Annotated in this window: 19 protein-coding genes; 14 read left to right on the forward strand and 5 right to left on the reverse strand. The window is 68.0% G+C overall.

Going from position 1 to position 20,089, the window contains the following annotated elements; all coding sequences use genetic code 11:
• Window position 1: 1 nt before the first annotated feature.
• The 9 genes from BLW27_RS14795 (at window position 2) to BLW27_RS14835 (ending at window position 8,747) form a co-directional block, all read left to right on the forward strand.
• The gene (locus tag BLW27_RS14795; RefSeq protein WP_089884305.1) at window positions 2-880 is read left to right on the forward strand and encodes an AAA family ATPase; all 879 of its coding nucleotides are present in this window, start codon (window positions 2-4) and stop codon (window positions 878-880) included.
• Complete coding sequence (locus tag BLW27_RS14800; protein ID WP_089884307.1) at window positions 877-2,058, forward strand: vWA domain-containing protein; 1,182 nt, start codon at window positions 877-879, stop codon at window positions 2,056-2,058. The genes BLW27_RS14795 and BLW27_RS14800 overlap by 4 nt, the downstream gene beginning before the upstream one ends.
• Before the next feature lie 5 nt (window positions 2,059-2,063).
• Window positions 2,064-2,894: an XdhC family protein gene (locus BLW27_RS14805; protein ID WP_245710893.1), complete on the forward strand. Its 831-nt coding sequence runs from the start codon at window positions 2,064-2,066 to the stop codon at window positions 2,892-2,894.
• Between the two features lie 102 nt (window positions 2,895-2,996).
• Window positions 2,997-3,458, forward strand: coding sequence for an SRPBCC family protein (locus BLW27_RS14810; protein ID WP_089884309.1), 462 nt, complete (start codon window positions 2,997-2,999; stop codon window positions 3,456-3,458).
• A gap of 147 nt (window positions 3,459-3,605) precedes the next feature.
• Window positions 3,606-4,796 (forward strand): CaiB/BaiF CoA transferase family protein, encoded by a 1,191-nt coding sequence (locus BLW27_RS14815; protein WP_089884311.1) that lies wholly within the window; start codon window positions 3,606-3,608, stop codon window positions 4,794-4,796.
• 106 nt (window positions 4,797-4,902) lie between these two features.
• Entirely contained in the window at window positions 4,903-6,198 is a 1,296-nt protein-coding gene (locus tag BLW27_RS14820; protein WP_089884313.1) for a TRAP transporter large permease, read from the forward strand.
• 34 nt (window positions 6,199-6,232) lie between these two features.
• Entirely contained in the window at window positions 6,233-7,273 is a 1,041-nt protein-coding gene (locus tag BLW27_RS14825; protein ID WP_089884315.1) for a TRAP transporter substrate-binding protein, read from the forward strand.
• Between the two features lie 66 nt (window positions 7,274-7,339).
• Window positions 7,340-7,846, forward strand: a complete 507-nt coding sequence (locus BLW27_RS14830) for a TRAP transporter small permease (RefSeq protein ID WP_089884317.1) — start codon at window positions 7,340-7,342, stop codon at window positions 7,844-7,846.
• A complete protein-coding gene (locus tag BLW27_RS14835; protein ID WP_089884319.1) occupies window positions 7,839-8,747 on the forward strand; it encodes a hydroxymethylglutaryl-CoA lyase in 909 nt (302 codons plus the stop codon). Before BLW27_RS14830 ends, BLW27_RS14835 begins: the two co-directional genes overlap by 8 nt.
• A gap of 12 nt (window positions 8,748-8,759) precedes the next feature.
• Here the strand turns inward: BLW27_RS14835 and fabG are convergent, their stop codons facing one another.
• A complete protein-coding gene (fabG, locus tag BLW27_RS14840; protein ID WP_089884321.1) occupies window positions 8,760-9,563 on the reverse strand; it encodes a 3-oxoacyl-ACP reductase FabG in 804 nt (267 codons plus the stop codon).
• Window positions 9,564-9,862: 299 nt separating this feature from the next.
• Here fabG and BLW27_RS14845 point away from each other — a divergent pair, with 299 nt between their 5' ends.
• The 4 genes from BLW27_RS14845 to BLW27_RS14860 all read left to right on the forward strand — a co-directional run bounded on the left by BLW27_RS14845 (window position 9,863) and on the right by BLW27_RS14860 (window position 13,371).
• A complete protein-coding gene (locus BLW27_RS14845) occupies window positions 9,863-10,876 on the forward strand; it encodes a TRAP transporter substrate-binding protein (protein WP_089884323.1) in 1,014 nt (337 codons plus the stop codon).
• A 162-nt stretch (window positions 10,877-11,038) separates the two neighbouring features.
• Window positions 11,039-11,632 (forward strand): TRAP transporter small permease, encoded by a 594-nt coding sequence (locus tag BLW27_RS14850; protein ID WP_089884401.1) that lies wholly within the window; start codon window positions 11,039-11,041, stop codon window positions 11,630-11,632.
• A gap of 3 nt (window positions 11,633-11,635) precedes the next feature.
• On the forward strand, window positions 11,636-12,922 hold the full coding sequence (locus BLW27_RS14855; protein WP_089884325.1) for a TRAP transporter large permease: 1,287 nt from the start codon (window positions 11,636-11,638) through the stop codon (window positions 12,920-12,922).
• Between the two features lie 11 nt (window positions 12,923-12,933).
• Window positions 12,934-13,371, forward strand: a complete 438-nt coding sequence (locus BLW27_RS14860; protein ID WP_089884327.1) for a universal stress protein — start codon at window positions 12,934-12,936, stop codon at window positions 13,369-13,371.
• A 160-nt stretch (window positions 13,372-13,531) separates the two neighbouring features.
• Here the strand turns inward: BLW27_RS14860 and BLW27_RS14865 are convergent, their stop codons facing one another.
• From BLW27_RS14865 to BLW27_RS14875, 3 genes are all read right to left on the reverse strand, one after another.
• Window positions 13,532-15,562 (reverse strand): CocE/NonD family hydrolase, encoded by a 2,031-nt coding sequence (locus BLW27_RS14865; protein ID WP_089884329.1) that lies wholly within the window; start codon window positions 15,560-15,562, stop codon window positions 13,532-13,534.
• Between the two features lie 89 nt (window positions 15,563-15,651).
• On the reverse strand, window positions 15,652-16,944 hold the full coding sequence (locus tag BLW27_RS14870; protein ID WP_143042283.1) for an ATP-grasp domain-containing protein: 1,293 nt from the start codon (window positions 16,942-16,944) through the stop codon (window positions 15,652-15,654).
• A 389-nt stretch (window positions 16,945-17,333) separates the two neighbouring features.
• On the reverse strand, window positions 17,334-17,909 hold the full coding sequence (locus BLW27_RS14875) for a cytochrome P460 family protein (protein ID WP_177177925.1): 576 nt from the start codon (window positions 17,907-17,909) through the stop codon (window positions 17,334-17,336).
• 291 nt (window positions 17,910-18,200) lie between these two features.
• On the opposite strand from BLW27_RS14875, the gene BLW27_RS14880 reads away from it, so the two are divergent.
• Window positions 18,201-18,989 (forward strand): DNA-binding transcriptional response regulator, encoded by a 789-nt coding sequence (locus BLW27_RS14880; protein WP_089884335.1) that lies wholly within the window; start codon window positions 18,201-18,203, stop codon window positions 18,987-18,989.
• A 7-nt stretch (window positions 18,990-18,996) separates the two neighbouring features.
• Here the strand turns inward: BLW27_RS14880 and BLW27_RS14885 are convergent, their stop codons facing one another.
• Window positions 18,997-20,040, reverse strand: coding sequence for a hypothetical protein (locus BLW27_RS14885; RefSeq protein WP_089884336.1), 1,044 nt, complete (start codon window positions 20,038-20,040; stop codon window positions 18,997-18,999).
• Window positions 20,041-20,089: the final 49 nt, after the last annotated feature.

The raw sequence follows: 20,089 nt of genomic DNA on the forward strand, positions 1-20,089 counted from the left end.
CATGGACGAGTGGAAGACACTTCAGGACGAGTTGGCCCGCGAGGGCTACGTCGCCTCTCCCGACCTCGCGATGGCGCTGCATCTGGCCATTGCACTGGGCCGCCCGCTGCTGCTGGAAGGCGCGGCGGGCGTCGGCAAGACGGAAATCGCCCGTGCGCTGGCCCAAGCACGCGACACGCGGCTGATCCGGCTGCAATGCTACGAAGGGCTGGACGCCGCGCAGGCGATCTATGAATGGAACTACCAGAAGCAGCTTCTGTCGATCCGCGCCGCGGCCGAGGACGGCGAGGGCGCGCGCGCGGCCGAGGCGCGCATCTTCTCGGAGGAGTTCCTGCTGGAGCGGCCGCTGCTGGCGGCGATCCGGCAGAAGGTGGCGCCGGTGCTGCTGATCGACGAGATCGACCGCGCCGACGAGGAATTCGAGGCCTACCTGCTGGAAGTGCTGTCGGATTTCGCCATCACCGTTCCCGAGCTGGGGACGATCGAGGCGGTGACCCGTCCGCACGTGATCCTGACGTCGAACGGCACGCGCGACCTGTCGGATGCGCTGCGGCGGCGGTGCCTTTACGCGCACGTGGATTATCCCGACCGCGAGACCGAGCTGGCGATCCTGCGCGCCCGGGCGCCGCAGGTCGAGGCGCGGCTGGGCGAACAGATCGTCGGCTTCGTGCAGGCGGTGCGGAAGGAAGACCTCGAGAAGGTCCCGGGCGTGGCCGAGATGCTGGATTTCGCCGCCGCCATCGCGGGGCTGGGCGTCGCGGACCTGGCCGACGATCCGGCGGTGCTGCACGTGGCGTTGGCGACGCTGCTGAAGACGCAAGGCGACCGCGCGGCGCTGCCGCCCGAGGTCGCCGCGCGGCTGGCGGGGAAGGCGGCATGAGCCGCGTGACCCGCTTTGCCGCGCGCGATCCCGGCATCGCGGCGCGTCTGACCGGGTTCCTGGCGCATCTTCGCGGGCACGGGTTTGCCTTGGGGATCGGCGAGGCCGAGACGGCGCTGCGCGCGCTCGAACACGTCCGCGTCGCCGACCCCGACATGACGCGCCGGGCGCTGCGGGCGGTCTGCGCCGGCCGGGCCGAGGATGTCGGCCGCTTCGACGCGCTGTTCGACGCCTTCTGGCTGAACGCGGGCCGTGTGCGCGAACGCGTGACGCCATCGGCGCGCGCCGACAAGACCACGCGCAGCACTCGCGAGGACGCGACGGCGCGCAGTTCCGCCACCGGACGCGCCGACAGCCCCGAGGGCGAAGACGGCGCCGGCGACACCGCGGCCGAGGGCACGGGCAAGCTGATTGCGTCCGGGTTGCGCAACCTGATGAAGAAGGACCTGCGCGACGTGGTGTCCCCCGCCGACGTGGCGCAGGCGGAAATCGTCGCGCGCCAGCTTGGGCAGGCGCTGCGCGACCGCCGCTCGCGCCGGCGCAGGGCCGCGCGCAAGGGCGCGGGCATCGACTTTCGCCGCACGATCCGCCGCAGCCTTGCCTCCGGCGGCGAGCCCTTGGCGCTGGCGCGGCGCACGCGCCCGGACCGGCCGGTGAAGATCACCGCGCTGGCGGACGTGTCGGGGTCGATGACGCTCTATGCGCGGCCCTTCCTCGCGTTCCTGTCCGGCCTCATGCGCGCGGACGGCGACACCGACGCCTACCTGTTCCACACGCGGCTGGTGCGCATCACCGATGCGCTGCGCGACCCCGACCCGCTGCGCGCGCTCAACCGCCTGACGCTGCTGTCGGACGGGTTCGGCGGCGGCTCGAAGATCGGCGAGGCGCTTGATCTTTTCGCCCGCACCCACGCGCGCCGCTCGGTCGACGGGCGCACCGTCGTGCTGATCCTGTCCGACGGCTACGACAGCGCCGACCCGGAGTTGATCGGCGCGGCGCTGGCCCGGCTGCGCAAGCGCGGCTGCCGGATCGTCTGGCTGAACCCGCTGAAGGGCTGGGACGGCTACGCGCCGGTGGCGCGCGGCATGGCCGCTGCCCTGCCGCATCTCGACCTTTTCGCGCCGGCCGGCACGCTGGCCGACCTCGCCGCCCTCGAACCTGAGCTTGCAAGGATATGACCGTGATGTCCGCGATGCCCTTTCCCGTCGACCGCAAGGTGCAATCGGCCATCGACCGGCTGATGCGCGCCGAGAGGCCATTCGCCGTGGCCACCGTGATCCGCACGCTGGACGCCACCGCCGCCAAGCCCGGCGCGCGGGCGCTGCTGGACGCATCCGGTGCGATCCTCGCCGGATGGATCGGTGGCGGCTGCGCGCGTTCGGCCGTGGCCCGCGCGGTGCGCGAGGCGATCGAAAGCGGCCAGCCGCGCCTGATCTCGCTTCAACCCGAAGAATTGCTGGCCGCCAGTGGCGTCGCGGCGGGCGAGGAACGGCAGGGCGTGCGCTTCGCGCGCAACGGCTGCCCGAGCAAGGGCTCGATGGACATCTTCGTCGAGCCGGTCCTGCCGCGCGCGCGGCTGGCGATCTGCGGCGCAAGCCCGGTGGCGCAGGCGCTGGCGGAATTGTCCGGCCGGTTCGATTTCCACCGGACGCTGTGCACGCCCGACACCACGCCCGAGGTCATGCCCGAGGTCGACCTGCACCGCGACGCCTTCGATGCGCCCGAGGCCGGGTTCCTGGTGATCGCGACGCAGGGCAAGGGCGACATGGACGCGCTGCGCGCCGCCGCGCGGTCGCAGGCCGCTTACGTCGCCTTCGTCGGGTCGCGCCGCAAGTTCGCCACGCTGGCCGCAAAGCTGGCCGAGGAAGGCGTGCGGCGCGACTGGCTGGACCGGGTCCACGCGCCCGCCGGTCTCGATATCAAGGCGATCACGCCCGAGGAGATCGCCCTGTCGATCCTGGCGCAGGTGATAGCCGCGCGCCGCGACGCCGACCGCGCCGGGGCCACCGCATGATCGCCCGCCTGCGCCGCGCGCTGGAGCGGCTGACCCCCTCGGACGAGGCCACGCGCATCTTGTCCGATGTCAAGTTTCCCTGTTGCTGAAAGAGGAGGAAGCATGGAACTCAAGGAAGAAATCTTTATCCCCGCGTCGCGTGAAACGGTCTACGCCGCGCTCAACGACACCGAGATGCTGAAGGCCTGCATCCCCGGCTGCGAGGAGCTGATCCGCCATTCCGACACGGAACTGGAGGCAAAGGTCGTGCTGAAGGTGGGACCCGTGAAGGCGCGCTTCGCCGGCAAGGTGACGCTGAACCCGTACGATCCGCCGCGCGCCTTCTCGCTGACGGGCGAGGGCAACGGCGGGGCTGCGGGCTTCGCCAAGGGCGGGGCGGACGTGGTGCTGGAAGAGGTCGAGGGCGGTACGCGGCTGACCTACGAGGCGAAGGCCGATATCGGCGGCAAGCTCGCGCAGCTGGGTTCGCGCCTCGTGCAGGGCACGGCCAAGAAGCTGTCGGCCAAGTTTTTCGCCTGTCTGGCCGAGAAGGTATCCGAAGGAGAGGCAGCGCCCGCTGCCTGACTGGGGCGGGGGCGGGACCGTCCCGCCCCCTTCACGGCGAGGCAATCATTGGACGATGTTCTTCACGCCTACGCCTCATGGATGGGTTGCAACGTCCGCTCCGCGCAATAGTGTTGCCTGACGCTGGGTTACGGGGGGCGATCGCAGATGGGACCGCTGGACGGCATCAAGGTCATCGAGCTGGGGCAGCTGATCGCGGGGCCCTATTGCGGCCAGGTCATGGCCGATTTCGGCGCCGAGGTGATCAAGATCGAGCCGCCGGGGGCGGGCGATCCGATGCGCCAGTGGGGCCGGACCGACAGGGACGGCGACCCGGTCTGGTTCTCGGTCATCGCGCGCGGCAAGCGGTCGGTGACGCTGAACCTGCGCGATCCCGACGGCCAGCAGGTGCTGCGCGACCTGGTGCGCGACGCCGACGTGCTGATCGAGAATTTCCGCCCAGGCACGATGGAGCGCTGGGGACTGGGCTATGACGCGCTCTCGGCGATCAACCCGCGCCTGATCATGGCGCGGGTGTCGGGCTATGGCCAAGACGGCCCGTATTCGAAGCGGGCGGGCTTCGCCTCGGTCTGCGAGGCGGCGGGGGGCCTGCGCTACATCTCGGGCTATCCCGACCGGCCGCCGGTGCGCGTTGGGCTGAGCCTGGGCGACACGATGGCGGGCTTCAACGCCGCGATGGGCATCCTTCTGGCGCTGCAGCACCGGCACGCGACCGGGCGGGGCCAGGTGGTGGACAGCGCCATCTTCGAGGCGGTGCTGGGCTACACGGAGTCGATGGTCGCGGAATACGACGCGGGCGGACATATCCGCGAGCGCTTCGGCTCGGCCCTGCCGGGGATCGCGCCGTCCAACGCCTATGCCGCCGCCGACGGGCGCGAGGTGATCATCGGCGCCAACGGGGACGGTGTCTTCGCCCGCCTGTGCGAGGTGATGGGGCGGCCCGAGCTGGCGCGGGACGACCGCTTTGCCGACCACCAGGCGCGCGGCCGCAACCAGCAGGTGCTGGACGTGCTGGTGGGCGAATGGACGCGCACGGTGCCCGCTCAGGAGATCGTCGACCGGCTGGCCGAGGCGGGCGTGCCCGTGGGGCTGGCCTACACGGCGGCGGACATGCTGGAGGACGCGCATTTCGAGGCGCGGCAAAGCGTGGTGCGGGTGCCTGACCCCAAGCGCGGCACGCTGGCGATGCAGAACGTGTTTCCGCGCCTGTCGGACAGTCCCGGGGCCGTGCGAGCGCTTGGGCCGGAACTGGGCGCCGACACCGACGACGTGCTGTCGCGGCGGCTGGGTTACGACACGGACCGGATCGCCGGCCTGCGCGAGCGCGGCGTGATCTGAATTCAGGCAATCCGGCCAAGGCGCCGGACACGGGGACAGCCCGGCCGGAAAGGCCGGGGCAGGGGGGAGAAGACGACATGAGTATTCCAGCGAAGGGCCGCACGCGATGATCGAGCCCATACTCGTCGTGGTCGTGCTGCTGGGACTGATCGGCGCGGGGGCGCCGATCTTCCTGGCGCTGGGCGCGTCCGGCCTGCTGGGCCTCTACATGGCGCGGGGATCGCTGGCGTTCTTCTTCGCGCCGACATCGTTCTTCGGGCAGCTCAACAGCTTCGAGCTGATCGCGCTGCCGCTGTTCATCCTGATGGGCAACGTGCTGGGCGCGACGCCGGTGGGGCGCAACCTGTTCCACGCGGCGTCGCTGTGGCTGCAATGGCTGCGCGGCGGGCTGGCGATCTCGACCGTGGGCGCCTCGGCGGTGTTCGGCGCGGTGTCGGGCGTGTCGGTCGCGGGCGTGGCGGCGGTGGGCTCGATCGCCGTGCCGCAGATGCTGGAACGGGGCTATTCGCGCCACCTTGCGGCCGGGTCGGTGGCGTCGTCGGGCGCGCTGGCGATGCTGATCCCGCCCTCGGTGCCGTTCATCATCTACGGCGCCGTGTCGGGCGTGTCGGTGGGCGCGCTGTTCATCGGCGGCATCGTCCCCGGCATCGCGCTGGCGCTGGCGCTGTCGCTCTACATCTACGTCCGCGTGTGGCTGAACCCGCACGAGGCGCCGCCCGCCACCGAGCCGAAGCCCACGACGGGCGAAAAGGTCCGCGCGCTGGGGGGCATCTGGCACGCGCTGCTGCTGGTCTTCATCGTGCTGGGCGCGATCTACAGCGGCATCGCCACCCCGTCCGAGGCGGCGGCCTTCGGCGCGGCGGGCGCGCTTTTCATCGCGGGCTTCGTGTTCCGCTGCCTCGACTGGACGCGCACGCGGGAGATATTCATCAGCTCGATCAAGGTGTCCGGCGCGATCATGCTGATCATCGGCTGCGCCAAGATCTTCGGCGACTACCTCAACCTCGTCCGCGTGCCGGAAAACGTCTCGGCCGCGCTGACGGCGACGGACTTGCCGGGCTGGGCGATCCTGACGCTGATCATGATCGCGCTGGTGCTGCTGGGGATGCTGGTCGACGCGGTGTCGCTGATCGTGGTGACGACGCCGATCCTGCTGCCGCTGGTGACCGCGCTGGGCTACGATCCGCTGTGGTTCGGGATCGTGCTGGTGATGAACCTGGAAATCGCGGTGGTCACGCCTCCCGTGGGGCTGAACCTCTACGCGCTGAAGGGCGTGTGCCCGCAATTGAAGGTCGAGGAGATCATCCGCTCGGTCGTGCCGTTCGTGGGCGTGCAGTTCGTGCTGCTGATGATCTTCGTCCTGTTCCCGGAGCTCAGCCTGTGGCTGCCGGGGCTGCTTTGACACTTGCCCGATTCATCAAGAGGAGGAGAAAGACATGACCCAATCACGACGCAACTTCCTGGCAAGCTCTGCCGCGATCATGGGCGGCGGCGCGCTTGGCCTGGGCGGCTTCGCGCGGCCGGCGGCGGCGGCCACCACGCTGACCGGCGTCAGCTACCTGCCGCCCAGCTACAAGGCGCTGTCCTACGGCTCGGCCGGGTTCGTCGAGCGGCTGGATGCCTCTGACGCGGTGACGGTCGACTACTACGACAGCGGCAAGCTGCTGAAGGCGGACGAGCAGCTGCCCGCGCTGCGTGCTGGCACGATCGACTTCATGTTCCACACCACCAGCTACGTCACCCGGTCGCTGCCGATCCTGGGGATCACCGGCCTGCCGGGCATCGTCGAGGAGCTGTACGCCAATCCAGGCCGCATCGCGAAGGGCAGCCCCCTGTTCGAGCTGGTGAACGAGCAACTGGCCGAGGACGACCTCTACATGGTCTCGATGATGGGCAACATCCTCGAGCCGGAATACATCTGGTCGACCAGCGCGGGGCCGATCCACTCGATCGACGAGGTCAGCGGCAAGAAGGTGCGCGTGGTCAGCTTCGAGGCGACCCAGCTGATGGAGGATTTCGGGGCCGGCGCCGTGCGCATCCCGTCGTCCGAACTGTACCTCGCGCTGCAGCGGGGCACGGTCGACGCGGCGGTGGCCAACATCTCGACCATCATCGGGCGGTCGCTGCAGGAGCAGCTGGACGTGGTCTACAAGCTGCCGATGACGGCCTACGGCATCGGCCTGTTCGTCACCACCCAAGGGTGGGAGAGCATGCCGGAAGACGCCAAGGAAGCGTTCCTCGAGGCTGCGGCATGGTTCGAGGAGAACGGCGCCGCCTATTCCAACGACGTCATCTACGAGGAAGAATACTGGCCGCTGATCGAGGAGGCCGGCCTGGAAATCGTCGAGCCTTCGGACGAGGATCTCGCGCGGCTCGAGGAGGCCTCGCAGTCGGTCCACGAGGCGTGGAAAGAGGAAGTGGGCCGCGACGTGGGCGAACGCGCCATCGCGCTGGCGCTGGGGCAGGAAGGCTCGTGACGCGGGCGGCGCGCGGGAAGGTCCCCGCGCGCCGCGCTCCGTTTGGCAGGAAGGAAAGGTGAAGCCATGTGGAAGGCCTTCGAATGGCTCGAACGGATCACCCGGGCCGGTGGCGAGCTTGTCCTCGTCTTCATGGTGGTCACGATCTGCTACGACGCGATCATGCGCTACCTGTTCACGGCGCCCACCTCTTGGTCGCTGGAGATCAACACGTTCCTGATCATCTACGTGGCGGTGATGACCGCCTCGGACGTGCAGCGCACCGACAGCCACATCCGCATCTCGTTCTTCGCCGACAAGGTCGGGCGCACCGGGCAGCGGATCAACCGCGTGGTGATCGGCCTCTTCGGGCTGGGGTTTTCGGGGATCATGGCGTGGCGCGGCGCGTTGATGGCCTACCAGGCCTGGGAATACGGCGAGCGGGTGTCGTCCAGCTTCGGCACGCCGATCGTCTATCCCTACGCGATGATCCCGATCGGCTTCGGCCTGCTGGCGGTGCGCTTCGCGCTGAACATCCTGGACGCGATCACCGGCCGCGACCAGAACGACCGCGAGGACCTGCAGAATGTCTGAGGCCCGCATGCCCCGCATCTGCGAGGTGGCGCCGCGCGACGGCTTCCAGTCGATCGCGCAGCCGCTTCCCACGGACGAGAAGATCGCCATCATCCGCGACCTCGTCGCCGCGGGTTGTCCTCGGGTCGAGATCGGGTCCTTCGTGTCACCCAAGGCGGTGCCGCAGATGGCCGACATGGCCGAGATCGCGGCGGCGGTTAAGGATCTGCCCGCGCGGCTGTGCGCGCTGGTGCCCAACGTGCGCGGCGCCGAGAACGCGGTGGAGGCCGGGATCGGGGAGGTCTGCTACGTCTTCTCGGTGTCCGAGGCGCACAACCAGGCCAACGTCCGCCAGAGCGTGGCGCAGTCGCTGGACGGGCTGGAGACCGTGGCGAGCGCCCTGCCCGAAAGCGTGCGCCTGCGCGTGGACGTGGCCACGGCGTTCGACTGCCCGTTCGAGGGGACCGTGCCGCTGGACCAGGTGCTGGCGGCGGTCTCGCGGGTGGCGGGGATCGCCCCCGAGGCCGAGATCGCGCTGTGCGACACGACCGGCCGTGCCAACCCGTTCATGGTGCGCGACCGGTTCCGCGCGGTGATGGCTCTGCCCGAGACCGTGCGCAACACCTGGGCGTTCCACGGCCACGACACGTTCGGGCAGGGCGTCGCCAACGCGCTGGCCGCGTGGGAGGCTGGGGTGAGCGACTTCGACACCGCCGCGGCGGGCCTTGGCGGGTGCCCCTTCGCGCCGGGCGCCACCGGCAACACCGCGACCGAGGACCTGGTGTTCGCCTTCAACGAGGGCGGGCTGGACACCGGGATCGACATGGGCAGGCTGCTGGCCGTCGCCGACCGGATCGCCGCGCTGCCGGGCGGCGTCACCGGCAGCCACCTGCGTCTCGTCCCGCGCGAGCGGGCGGTCTGAAGCGGGCGCCCTTCACCCGTCGTCGCGGAACGCCGGGTACAGCATCATGCCGCCGTCGATGAACAGCGTCGTGCCCACGACGTAGTCGGAGGCATCCGAGGCCAGCCACGCCACCGCGCGGCCCACGTCCTCGGGTACGCCGACGCGGCCGTAGGGGATGAGCTTCAAAAGCTCCTTCTCGGCCTCCTCATCCGCCCAGGCCTCCTTGTTGATGTCAGTCTTGATCGCACCGGGGGCCACGGCGTTGACCCGGATCTTCTCGCAGGACAACTCTTGCGCCATGCTCTGCATCAGCAGCTTCACCCCGCCCTTGGCGGCGGCGTAGTTCACGTGGCCGGCCCAGGGGATGCCCTGATGGACCGAGCTGGTGAAGATGATCTTGCCCGCCGCGGCCGAGGTCTCGACCGTGCCCTGCGCGAGGAACCGGCGCACGGCCTCCTGCGCGCAGAGGAACTGGCCGGTCAGGTTCACGTCGAGCACGGTCTGCCAGTCCTTCAGCGACAGCTCGGCGAAGGCCGCGTCCTTCTGCACGCCGGCATTGGCGACGAGGATGTCCACGCCGCCCAACAGCCTGTCGGTCTCGTCGAACAGGCGCGTGCAATCCTCGGGCTTCGAGATGTCCGCCTGCACCACGTGCATGGTCGCGCCCTCGCGCCGGGCCTCGTCGGCCACGGCCTCGGCGTCTTCTTCCTTGGAGCGGTAGGTCAGCACCACCGCCGCCCCGGCCGAGGCCAGCGCGCGCGCCGTCGCGGCACCGATGCCCGAGCTTGCGCCCGTCACCACGGCGCGTTGCCCCGTTAGCAGGATATCCGTCATGGGAAGGCTCCGTCTTGTCGCCCCGCGGAATGGCCGCGGCTTGTCATTGGAAAAACCGTGCCGCGCCGCCCACGGTTCCCCGCCCGGGCGCGCGGCCGGGGCGACGCGGCGGCGCTGATGCACCCGATGCCGGCGCTTTCGCTGCATAGCTTCCCCTAAGGCAGGTTAATCATTGACATGTGCGGCCCCGGTCTAAACCCTTGAAGGGTCTTTCTGTGGCAAACGGCTTCCGGCCCCGGGAATCCGCGCCCTGCCGACGGCCGTGGCAGGAAGGCGTTTGAAATTCTGGAGGAAAGACCATGAGCTACAAAAGCCTTCTCGCGGCAAGCGCGCTTGCCTTGGCCACCAGCGCAGGCATGGCCGGCGCCGACACCTGGCGCTACGCGTTCGAAGAAGCGATGGACGAGGTGCAGGGGGTTTTCGCGCAGAAGTTCAAGGAAGAGATCGAGGCCAACTCGGACCACGAGATCCAGCTTTTCCCGTTCGGCACGCTGGGTGAATCCGCCGACGTGATGGAACAGGCCCAATCCGGCATCCTGCAATTCGTCGACCAGTCGCCCGGCTTCACCGGCGCGCTGATCCCCGAGGCGCAGGTGTTCTTCGTGCCCTACCTGCTGCCGCAGGACGAGGACCAGCTGGCATCGTTCTTCGAGAACTCCGTCGCCATCAACGAGCTGTTCCCGCCGCTTTACGAAGAGCAGGGCCTGAAGCTGCTGACCATGTTCCCCGAGGGCGAGGTGATGATGACCACGCAGGAGCCGGTCACGTCCCCCGAGGACCTGAACGAGGTCAAGTTCCGCGTGATGACCAACCCGCTGCTGGTGGGCAGCTACCAGGCGTTCGGCGCCACGCCGACGCCGCTGCCTTGGGGCGAGGTCTACGGCGCGCTGCAGACCGGCATCATTCAAGGCCAGGAAAACCCCGCCTTCTTCATCGAGTCGACGAAGATGTACGAGGTAACCGACCACATCACGCGCACCGGGCACAACAACTTCACCACCGCCGTGATGGCCAATCTCGACTTCTACGAGGGGCTATCCGAGGAGGACAAGACGCTGGTCCAGGACGCGATCGACGTCGCCTTCGACCATATCATCGAGTACCAGAAGGGTCTGACCGAGGAGTCGCTGGCGAAGATCAAGGAGGCGAAGCCCTCGATCACGATCACCACGCTGACCGAGGAACAGCGCCAGCCCTTCATGGACACCGCCGACGAGGTCGAGGCCGAGTTCCTCGAAATTGGCGGCGATCAGGCCGAGGAGATCCTCAACCAGCTGAAGGAAGATCTCGAAGCCGCGTCCGGCGAAAGCTGAGATCGCACCGCGGCGCATCCGTTCCTGCAACCGGGCCGCAACCGCGCGGCCCGGTAGCGCGGGGGGCGGGGCAGGCCGTCCCGGTATCCAGGAGAGAGAGCGACAATGGCGTCACGACAGGACCCGCACGGGCCGCACGATCCCGATCTTCAGGCCGAGGTTATGGTCCCCTCGGCCGTCGACGACATAGACGATTCCAGCTATGTCTCGGGGCTTCCGGGCTTTCTTGGCGTCATCGACGTGGGCATCGCGCGGATCGAGGCGTTCCTGCTGGCTGTGGGGGTGCTGCTCATGGCGGCCAACACGATGGCCAACGTCATCGGGCGCTACGTGTTCGGTCAGTCGCTGTTCTTTTCGGAAGAGGTGAACCAAGCGCTGATCATCCTGATCACGTTCGCGGGCATCTCGTATGCCGCGCGGCACGGCCGGCACATCCGCATGTCGGCGATCTTCGACGCCGTGCCGCCGGCGGTGCGCAAGCCGCTGATGATCCTGATCGCGTTGGTGACGGCCGCGGCGATGTTCCTGCTGACGTGGTACTCGCTCGACTACGTGATGACGCAGGCCTCGCGCGGGCGGCTTCTGCCGGCGCTGCAGATCCCGGTCTGGTGGATCATCGTCTGGGCGCCGCTGGGCTTCTTCCTGACTGGGCTGCAATACACCCTGACCGCGATCAAGAACCTGATCCACAAGAACATCTGGCTGTCGACCAGCACGCTGGAAGGCTATGACAACGAGCGCGAAGAAGAGGTCTGAGCGATGAGCACGATGATCTTCGGGACGATGATCGTCCTGCTTCTGCTGGGCTTTCCGATGATGATCCCGCTGCTGGCGGGGTCGCTGATCGGGTTCGTCATGATCTTCGGCGGGATCGACCAACTGGGCACGATGGTGCAGCAGATCCTGGGCGGCATCCGGCCCGCCAGCCTGATCGCGGTGCCGATGTTCATCTTCGCGGCCGACATCATGACCCGCGGCCAGTCCGCCAGCCGGCTGATCGACCTGGTGATGGCCTTCGTGGGCCACCTGAAGGGCGGGCTTGCCGTGTCTACCGCCGCGGCCTGCACGCTGTTCGGCGCGGTCTCGGGCTCGACCCAGGCGACGGTGGTGGCGGTCGGCGGACCGCTGCGGCCGCGGATGCTGAACGCGGGCTACAAAGACAACTTCGTGCTGGCGCTGATCGTGAACGCGTCGGACATCGCCTTCCTGATCCCGCCCTCGATCGGCATGATCATCTACGGCGTCGTTTCAGGCACGTCGATCGCCGAGCTGTTCATCGCCGGCATCGGGCCGGGGCTGCTGATCCTCGTGCTGTTCTCGATCTATTCCTACATCTACGCGGTGCGCCACAATGTGCCCACCGAGCCGAAATCGACCTGGGGCGACCGCGGCCGCGCGGTGCAGCGCGCGCTGTGGCCGCTGGGCTTTCCGGTGATCATCGTCGGCGGCATCTACGGCGGCATCTTCTCTCCGACCGAGGCGGCGGCGGCCTGCGTGCTCTACGCGCTGATCCTCGAGATGGTGGTCTTCCGCGAGATGAACGTGAAGCAGCTTTACGCCACGGCCAAGTCCACGGGTCTGATCACCGCGGTGGTGTTCATCCTGGTGGGGGCGGGGGCGGCGTTTTCCTACGTCATCAGCTTCGCCCAGATCCCGCAGGAGGTGCTGGGCGCCATCGGCATCGACCAGATGGGGCCATACGGCGTGCTGGCGACGATCTCGATCGCGTTCTTCATCGGCTGCATGTTCGTCGATCCGATCGTGGTGATCCTGATCTTCGTGCCGATCTTCGCGCCGGTGGTGGACGCGGTCGGGCTGGACCCGGTGCACGTGGGCATCATCATCACGCTGCAGGTGGCGATCGGCTCTGCCACGCCGCCCTTCGGCTGCGACATCTTCACGGCGATCGCGGTGTTCAGGCGGCCCTACTGGGAGGTCATCAAGGGCACGCCGCCCTTCATCCTGATCCTGCTGTGCGTGTCGGTCGCGCTGATCCTGTTTCCGCAGATCGCGCTTTTCCTGCGCGATCTTGCCTTCGCGAAATAAGGAGATCCGGGATGTTCAAGCATATCCTCGTTCCCGTCGACGGCTCGATCAACTCCTTCGCCGCGCTCGACAAGGCGGTGGGGCTGGCGGGGCTGACGGGCGCGGTCGTGTCGATCCTGACGATCTACCGCCACCATTCGCTGCTTGAGGCGTCGCTGTCGATGGTGCGGCCGCAGGATCCGCGTCGGTTCGACGACGTGATGCGGGAATATGCGAAGGAAATCGCCGAGAAGGCCAAGGCGCACGCTCTGGCCGCCGGCGCGGCCGAGGTGCATGCCTTCGTCCGCAACGGGGCGATCGCGCGGGGGATCGTGGCCTTCGCAAAGGACCGCGAAGTCGACCTGATCGTGATGGGCGGGCGGGGCGTGGGATCGGCCGAGAACTACATGCTCGGCTCGATCAGCCACAAGGTGGCGAGCCTCACGCAGCGGCCGGTCATGATCGTCTGAGACGGCGCCGTAGGCGTGTCCCACGATGGGACACGTGGGCGCCGTAACGATATCAATGGGTTCCAGCGACGTTTTCAGGAAGCGTTAACCTTTGACGGCAGGCGCGGAGCCATCCGCGCCTGCGATCATGGCGTAGGCTACGTCCTCGGAGCGATCGCGGTCACACCAGGTCGCGCGGGATGGTCTCGTCCCAGTTGCGCGAAAAGATGCGCCTGGCGCCCTCGTAGGCGTCGAGCGTGGCGTGAACGTAGAAGTTTTCCGCGTCGCAGGTCAGCACCGTGCGCGTGGTCGCGTGCGCGGACCAGTCGCCGCGCGAGAAGCCGCGCTCGGTCCGCGTCTCGCCGCGCAGGGAAGCGTGATCCGCGTCGCGGAAGCTGTAGCGTTCCTCGGTGCGGCGCCGGACGGTCATGTCGATCTCGGGGATGCGATAGCTGCCCTCGTCGTTGACCACGACCAGCGCGGCTTCGTCATCGACCATCGAGCGGACGACGTTCCACGACGCTTCGGGCGGGGCCAGCCGCTCGACCGGCATGGGCGGCGCGCCTTCGGGCTCGCCCAGTTCGCGCAGCGGCGGGTCTTCGCGCCGCCGGCGCTCGGGCAGCGACAGCGTGCAGCCCTCGGGGCGCAGGGTCAGCTGCACCGGTTCCGGCGGGGCCCAGATCAGCGGGAAATAGGTGGACGAGATCGACAGCCGCAGCTTGTGGCCCGCCGGTATCCGCGTCCCCAGCCCGTTGAGCGGCACCCGCACGCGGTAGAAGCACCCCGGCTCGAGCGGTTGCGGATCGTCGTGGCCGTCGCGGTGCGTCAGGTTGAGCACGCCGTAGGTGATCCGCGTGGCGCGCCCGTCGGGCAGGATGTCCGAGAGCCGCACCGCGACCTGCGCCACGGGCTTGTCGGCGGCGATCTCCAGCTCGACCGAGGGGGTGCCGAGCATCTCGATGTCCTCGTCCAGCACCTCGGTGTCGTAGACGAGGCAGCCGCCATCCTCCTCGCGCTGGTCGTGCGGCAGGTCGGGCAGGGCGGCGTAGGAGCACCATTTGCCGGCGAACAGACCCACCGAGAGCGGCGAGACCAGCGTTTCCTCGAACGCGGATTCGAAGGCGTGGCGGTTCTCCTCGTGCCGGAACAGGCGCCGGTGGCCCAGCCGGTATTCCAGCGACGTGATGTCGTCGGACGGCCATTGCGGTTCGCGCACCCAGCGGCCGGGGCGGTCCTGGTGGGACGTGCTGGGCGGCACCGAGTCCTGCATCCATGCGCGCAGTTCCGAGAATTCCTCGGCGCCGGTGTCGATGCCCTTCAGCCAGTGATCGAACCAGCGCAGCACCTCCTGCAGGAAGCCGGTCGAAGGGCCGGGCACGCCCATATGCGCGTACTTGTGCCCCCAAGGGCCGATCAAAGCGCGGCAGGGCACGTCGAGATGTTCCAGCAGGCGGAAGATGGCGTTGGTGTAGCCGTCGGTCCAGCCTCCGGCGGCGAGCACCGGGCACTTGATGGCCGAGTAATCCTCGCACACGGAATGGGCCGACCAGTAGGTGTCGCGGCGCTGGTGATCGAGCCACTTCTTGAGCCACAGGCCCGAGCCGTCGAGCCGGTCCAGCCACATGTCGCGCCAGCGGTCGCCGACGATGGCGGGGTCGGGCGGCTGGCTGTTGAAGGCGGCCATCACGGTCGCCTCGGACAGCTGGTCGCCCAGCAGGCAGCCGCCCATGTAGTGCATGTTGTCCTCGTAGAGGTCGTCGGACGCGCAGCACGACACGATCGCCTTGAGCGCGTCGGGCTGGCGGGACGCGATCTGCAACCCGTTGAAGCCGCCCCACGAGATGCCGAACATGCCGACATTGCCGTCGCACCATTTCTGCCGGGCGATCCATTCGATCACCGCGACGCCGTCGGCAAGCTCGTCCTCGGTGTATTCGTCGACTAGCACGCCGTCGGATTCGCCGCTGCCGATCATGTCGACGCGCACGCAGGCATAGCCGTGGCCGGCGAGATAGGGGTGGTTGATCGCGTCGCGCCCGCGGGTCAGGTCGCGCTTGCGGTAGGGCAGGTATTCGAGGATCGCCGGGACCGGGTTGTCGCCGGCATCCTCGGGCATCCAGAGGCGGGCGGCCAGTCGCCGCCCGTTGGGAAGGTCGATCCAGACGTGTTCGGTGATCTGAACGGCGTGGGGGAAACTCGAGACTTCCTTCATTCTATGCGTGTCCCTGTCCGTGGGTGCCCCGGCCTTGAAGCTGTGGCCGGGGTCGGGAGTGTCAGGTCGTGGGCGTTGCGCGGGCGGCGCTACATCTCGGTGCTCAGGCGATTTCCGTCGCTGAACTCCATCGGCAACCGCGAGACGAGTTCGCGGTAGCGTTCGCGCAGCGCCTGCGGCGAGTCCGCGCCCAGCCAGGCATAGCCCACGTTGTAGCAGTAGACCGGCTGGTTGGGCAGGTCGGACAGCGTGTCGCCCTCGTGCGCCTCGAATTCCACCAGCGCGCCGAACTCGTCCGAGATCTCGCGCAGCTCGTCCTTCGTGGGCTCGCGCGTGACCTTCGCGTCGTCGTCCTTGGTGATGTAGAACTTGGCGGAGGTGTCGAAGTCGCCCTTGTGGTCGGGCAGGGTGGGTTCGTCCCCCAGCGCCACCGACACGGCGATCTCGTGGTTCGAGCGGCCGTCCACCATGCGGAACATCTCGCAATGGCTTTGCGAGATGCGGGTGTTGGCCTCGATCACCCACAGCTTGTCGGTGTCCTCGTCGTAGAGGAACTCGACGTTGAAGCAGCCGTCGTTGAAGCCGACCTGGCGCATGATCTTCCGGCCGACGTCGTTGGCGCGGTCGACCAGGTCGTCGGGCAGGTCGGCGGGATAGCGCAGGCCGGCGACGGCCTTGCCGTCCGAACTGAGCATCATGTCGAGCACGCCGTGGATCGTGACCTTGTGGTTGCGCACGTAGCCTTCATGCGCGAACTGGTCGCCGCTCATGATGCTTTCGGCGATGGCATGGCTGCCGCCGATGCCCTGTACCTCCGGCGGAAGCTCGGCGTGGTCGAGGCATTCGTCGAAGATGTGGCCCAGGTCGCCGATGCCCTCGCGCATCTCTTCCAGCGCCTTGTCTAGGCCCTCGCGGTCGGTGATCTTGAAGCCCAGCTGCGACGAGAAGCCCTTGACCGGCTTCAGCCAGATCGGGAAGTCGAGCTTCATCTTGTCGGCGGCCTCGGGGTCGAAGGGATCGACGGCCTCGAAGTCGGGCACGCATTCGGGCGCCACGCGGGCCTGCTCGATCCGGGCCCAGTACTTGTGCTCGCAGCGCAGCACCGCCTCGAGCGAGGGGCCGGGCAGGCCGTATTCCGCGGCCAGGATCGGCGCGAGGCAGCTGGACGGGAAATCCCAGTGGCAGACGATCGCGTCGGGCTTGTCGCCCTCGTTCAGCTGGCGGCGGGCGCGTCGGAGCAGTTCGTCGAAGCCGGCCTCGTGGTCCATCAGCTCATCCGTCGTCAGGAGCGAGTGGAATCGGCACAGGTCGGCGTCGCGGATGGTCTTCAGCTCTTCGAGCTGCCAGTCGAGCATGCCAAGGACGTAGATATTCTTTTTCAACGGTTTCGCTCCCGAGGTTGTGGCGTGGCCAGGACGGCGGGAACCGGCGGTGCCGGCTGCAATCGTGGTCCCAACCCGTCGCGGAAACGGTTGTTCCTGAAAGTTTCGGTTCCGTCCGGAGAAGGGGACCGCCAGGCGGGCGTGGGAGGCGCGGAAGCCGCCCGGTCCTGGCGGGGAAAAGCCGTGCTGCCGGAGGCGTGGGGTTTCCGTGCGGGTGTGGCAAAACCATGCTCAGCGGGACGAGCGGCGGCGGCGCCACGCGAACCGGTCGGTCAAGGCTTGGCGTGCGAGACCCGGCTCCGTGCCGGCAAACGATCCCGCACGCGGTCTGGCCGCGGCGGGCTGTTCGGTATGCCCGTGGACGCTCCCGCCCTCGGCTGGAACGACACTTACCGCGAGAACCTGTCGTGCCCCCAGACGAAGTCTTCGCCGTCCGCAGGCTGATGACAGGAGATGCACGGGGCGACCTGCCCCGCCATGCTCATGCCATCCGGTGTGGTGGCAACCGTACCGTCGGGCATGAACTTGGCCCAGAACCAGTCCGCGCTGTCCGGGGCGTATCCCTCTTCCCGGCGGAACATCACGCCCAGCGAGTCGAAGTGGCTGGACGGGTCGGCGAAGATCTCCTCGACGGAAATGTCCTCGCCGCGATAGTTCCGCTTGGTGATGAAGGTGCCGCTGTAATCGCCGACCGTGACGGTTCCGTCGATGTACTGGACCACCGGGCCGTGTTTCGAACTTCCTGCATAGGGGTGGGTCTGGATCGCGTCGTCGCCGACGATTCCGGCATCGCTCAGGGCCTGCCATAGGTTGCGTGCGAAGCGGACGTCCCCGGCGCTGCCGAAAGCGGACGCATCGACGCTGACCGAGCCGGACATGCCGTCCTCGTGTGCGATCAGGGGCAGCGCGGCTGACGTCGCCCGCGCGGCACATGCCCCGGCCAAGACGGTCTTCTTCCAGCGCATGACAGGCTCCTCCGCTTTCCAAAACAACGCGGGGCCGAGGCGCGATGTTCCGGGAAGCGGCGGCTCCTGAAGGGCGTCCCTCGATCTCCCCCATGAGGGCACGATGGTGGTTTTTCCGGGTCTTGCGTCACATAAACTCAGGGTTATTCGCCTATGAACCGCTGTCGCGGCACCCGGATAAACCGCTGGCCGATTGCTGGGCCGCATGGAGACGGCCGAGGGTACATCCATCGAGCCTTCAGGGATGGCAGCCACGTCTCCCGTACCGTCGGCCATAGGGAAGGTGACCTGATGAAGCAGCGGACGTTCGACTTTCAGCGGGAGCGCTCAGGCGAGCCTTTCGGCACGGGGCGTTTCGCAATGGAGATCGACTCGACGATGCCTGCATCCGCCCGTGCGCCCGGGCTTCGCCAGTCTCCCTCGCCTCTCGCGGAGACCAACATCGCGCTTGGTGGACTTGTCTCAAGCGTCGCGGTGGCGTTCCCCTTGTTCATCGGCCTGCTGATCCTCGGGGTCGGGGCGGGTCCGTCGCTTCTGATGGCGTCCGGCGTGCAGATCGTGATCTTCTGCAGCGTTCTTGCCATGGGGCTGATGTCGGACTCTCCCGAGGTCGAGTACAGTCAACCGGTTTCGGCCACGGATGACCGCGAACCGGAGGCCGGCGACATCTGGTGGATGTACCCGAGCCGACGCGATACCGGGCAGCAGCTTCGGGCCGCCATGGCCGCACCGGACAGCCTGCACAGCCGCCGCCTGGCCGCCGATACGGCGGCGCTGGGCTACGAGGTTCACCATTGCGGCAATCCCGAGGCCGTTATCGCGAGCATGCGGGCGAGGCCCTGCAAGTGGGATCTGCTTGTCTTCGACTTGGCGTGCGCGGCCGACGTCGAGAGCGCCGTCGATCACCTGGTGGAACTTCGCACGCTCTGCCCGGGAACGCGCGTGGTTCTGATCTCCGGTTCCGCAGGGCAGGACGAATTCAACGGCGAGCGTCGGGCCATCTGCGACGTGACGCTCGCCAAGCCCGTCCGACAGGGCCGCCTGCTGGACGCCGTCGCGTTCTGCACGACGGCTGCCTGATCCGGCGCTACTGCACCGCGCCTTGCGCGCAGTATTCGGGCGTCGTGCCCGTCTCGCTCAACCACGCGCACATCGTCCCGCCTTCGAAATCGAAATCCGGATGCGGCGCCTCGGGGTGACGTTCGGGGTGCACGATGGATTGGGCGGGATCGGCCGCGTTCACATCCAGTTCGGGATGCGCGCCCGCGAAGGTTCCGCAGGGGTTCAGTTCGTAGAGCCATACGTGCAGCATGTGGAACTGCGGAACCCAGTTCGGTTGCTCGACCTGCCCACCGCTCGCCTCCCGAGCGCGCGCCTGGCACTCGCGCGGCGAAAGGCGCTCCAGGAACTCGTAATCGGCCGGGTCGAGCGACGGGTCGTTCACGTCCAGGCCGACGAAGCACGTCCCTGCGTGCCAATGCCAGGCATCCTCGTCGCCCTCGAATCCTTCGGGCGCTTCCGGGAACGGCCGGAAGGCGTGGCGCGGCGGGTACATGCTGCCGTCGTCGCGGCTGCCCGAGGGGCCGATGTAGTAGAAGACACCCCACAGGGTTCCGTCGGACGCGTAGTTGAGCCCGACCGGGTTGCCCGGAACGAAGCTGTATCCAAGGCCGCCGCCTTCCGGATGCTGGGACCAGTGGGCACCGTGGCCGTGCAGCGTTTGCGTGAAGGGGGCGTAGCCCTTGCGGATGGCTGTCTCGCGGTCCCGGAAGGGCTCGGTGTGCTGGTACGCCAAGGCAAGCTGCTGATCCCGCGGAGCGCTTCGCGAGCCGATGTCCTGGCGGGCGAGTTCCAGATCGGCTTCGTCCAGGCGCCGGTCCGCGTTGCGGTCGAAGAAAGCGACGTAATCGGACGCATCGACACGGTCCTGGAGCAGTTCGAGGTCCGCCTCGCTGACCGAGCCGCTAGCATCGAAGTCCGCGACACCCAGGATCGGTGTCGGCTCGGCTTGGGATACATCGCAAAAGGCGGCATGGCCGTGCTCTTGCATCTCCGAGTGCTGGGCCATCGCAGCCGAGGCCGAGAGCGCCTGGATGAGGATGACGGTGGATCCCGCGAGATTTTTATGCATTTTCTTGCTCCTCCCTCTTCTATCAGGGAAGCGATGGGCGACGGCCAAG

Source organism: Citreimonas salinaria (genome assembly GCF_900107235.1).
GTDB lineage: Bacteria > Pseudomonadota > Alphaproteobacteria > Rhodobacterales > Rhodobacteraceae > Citreimonas > Citreimonas salinaria.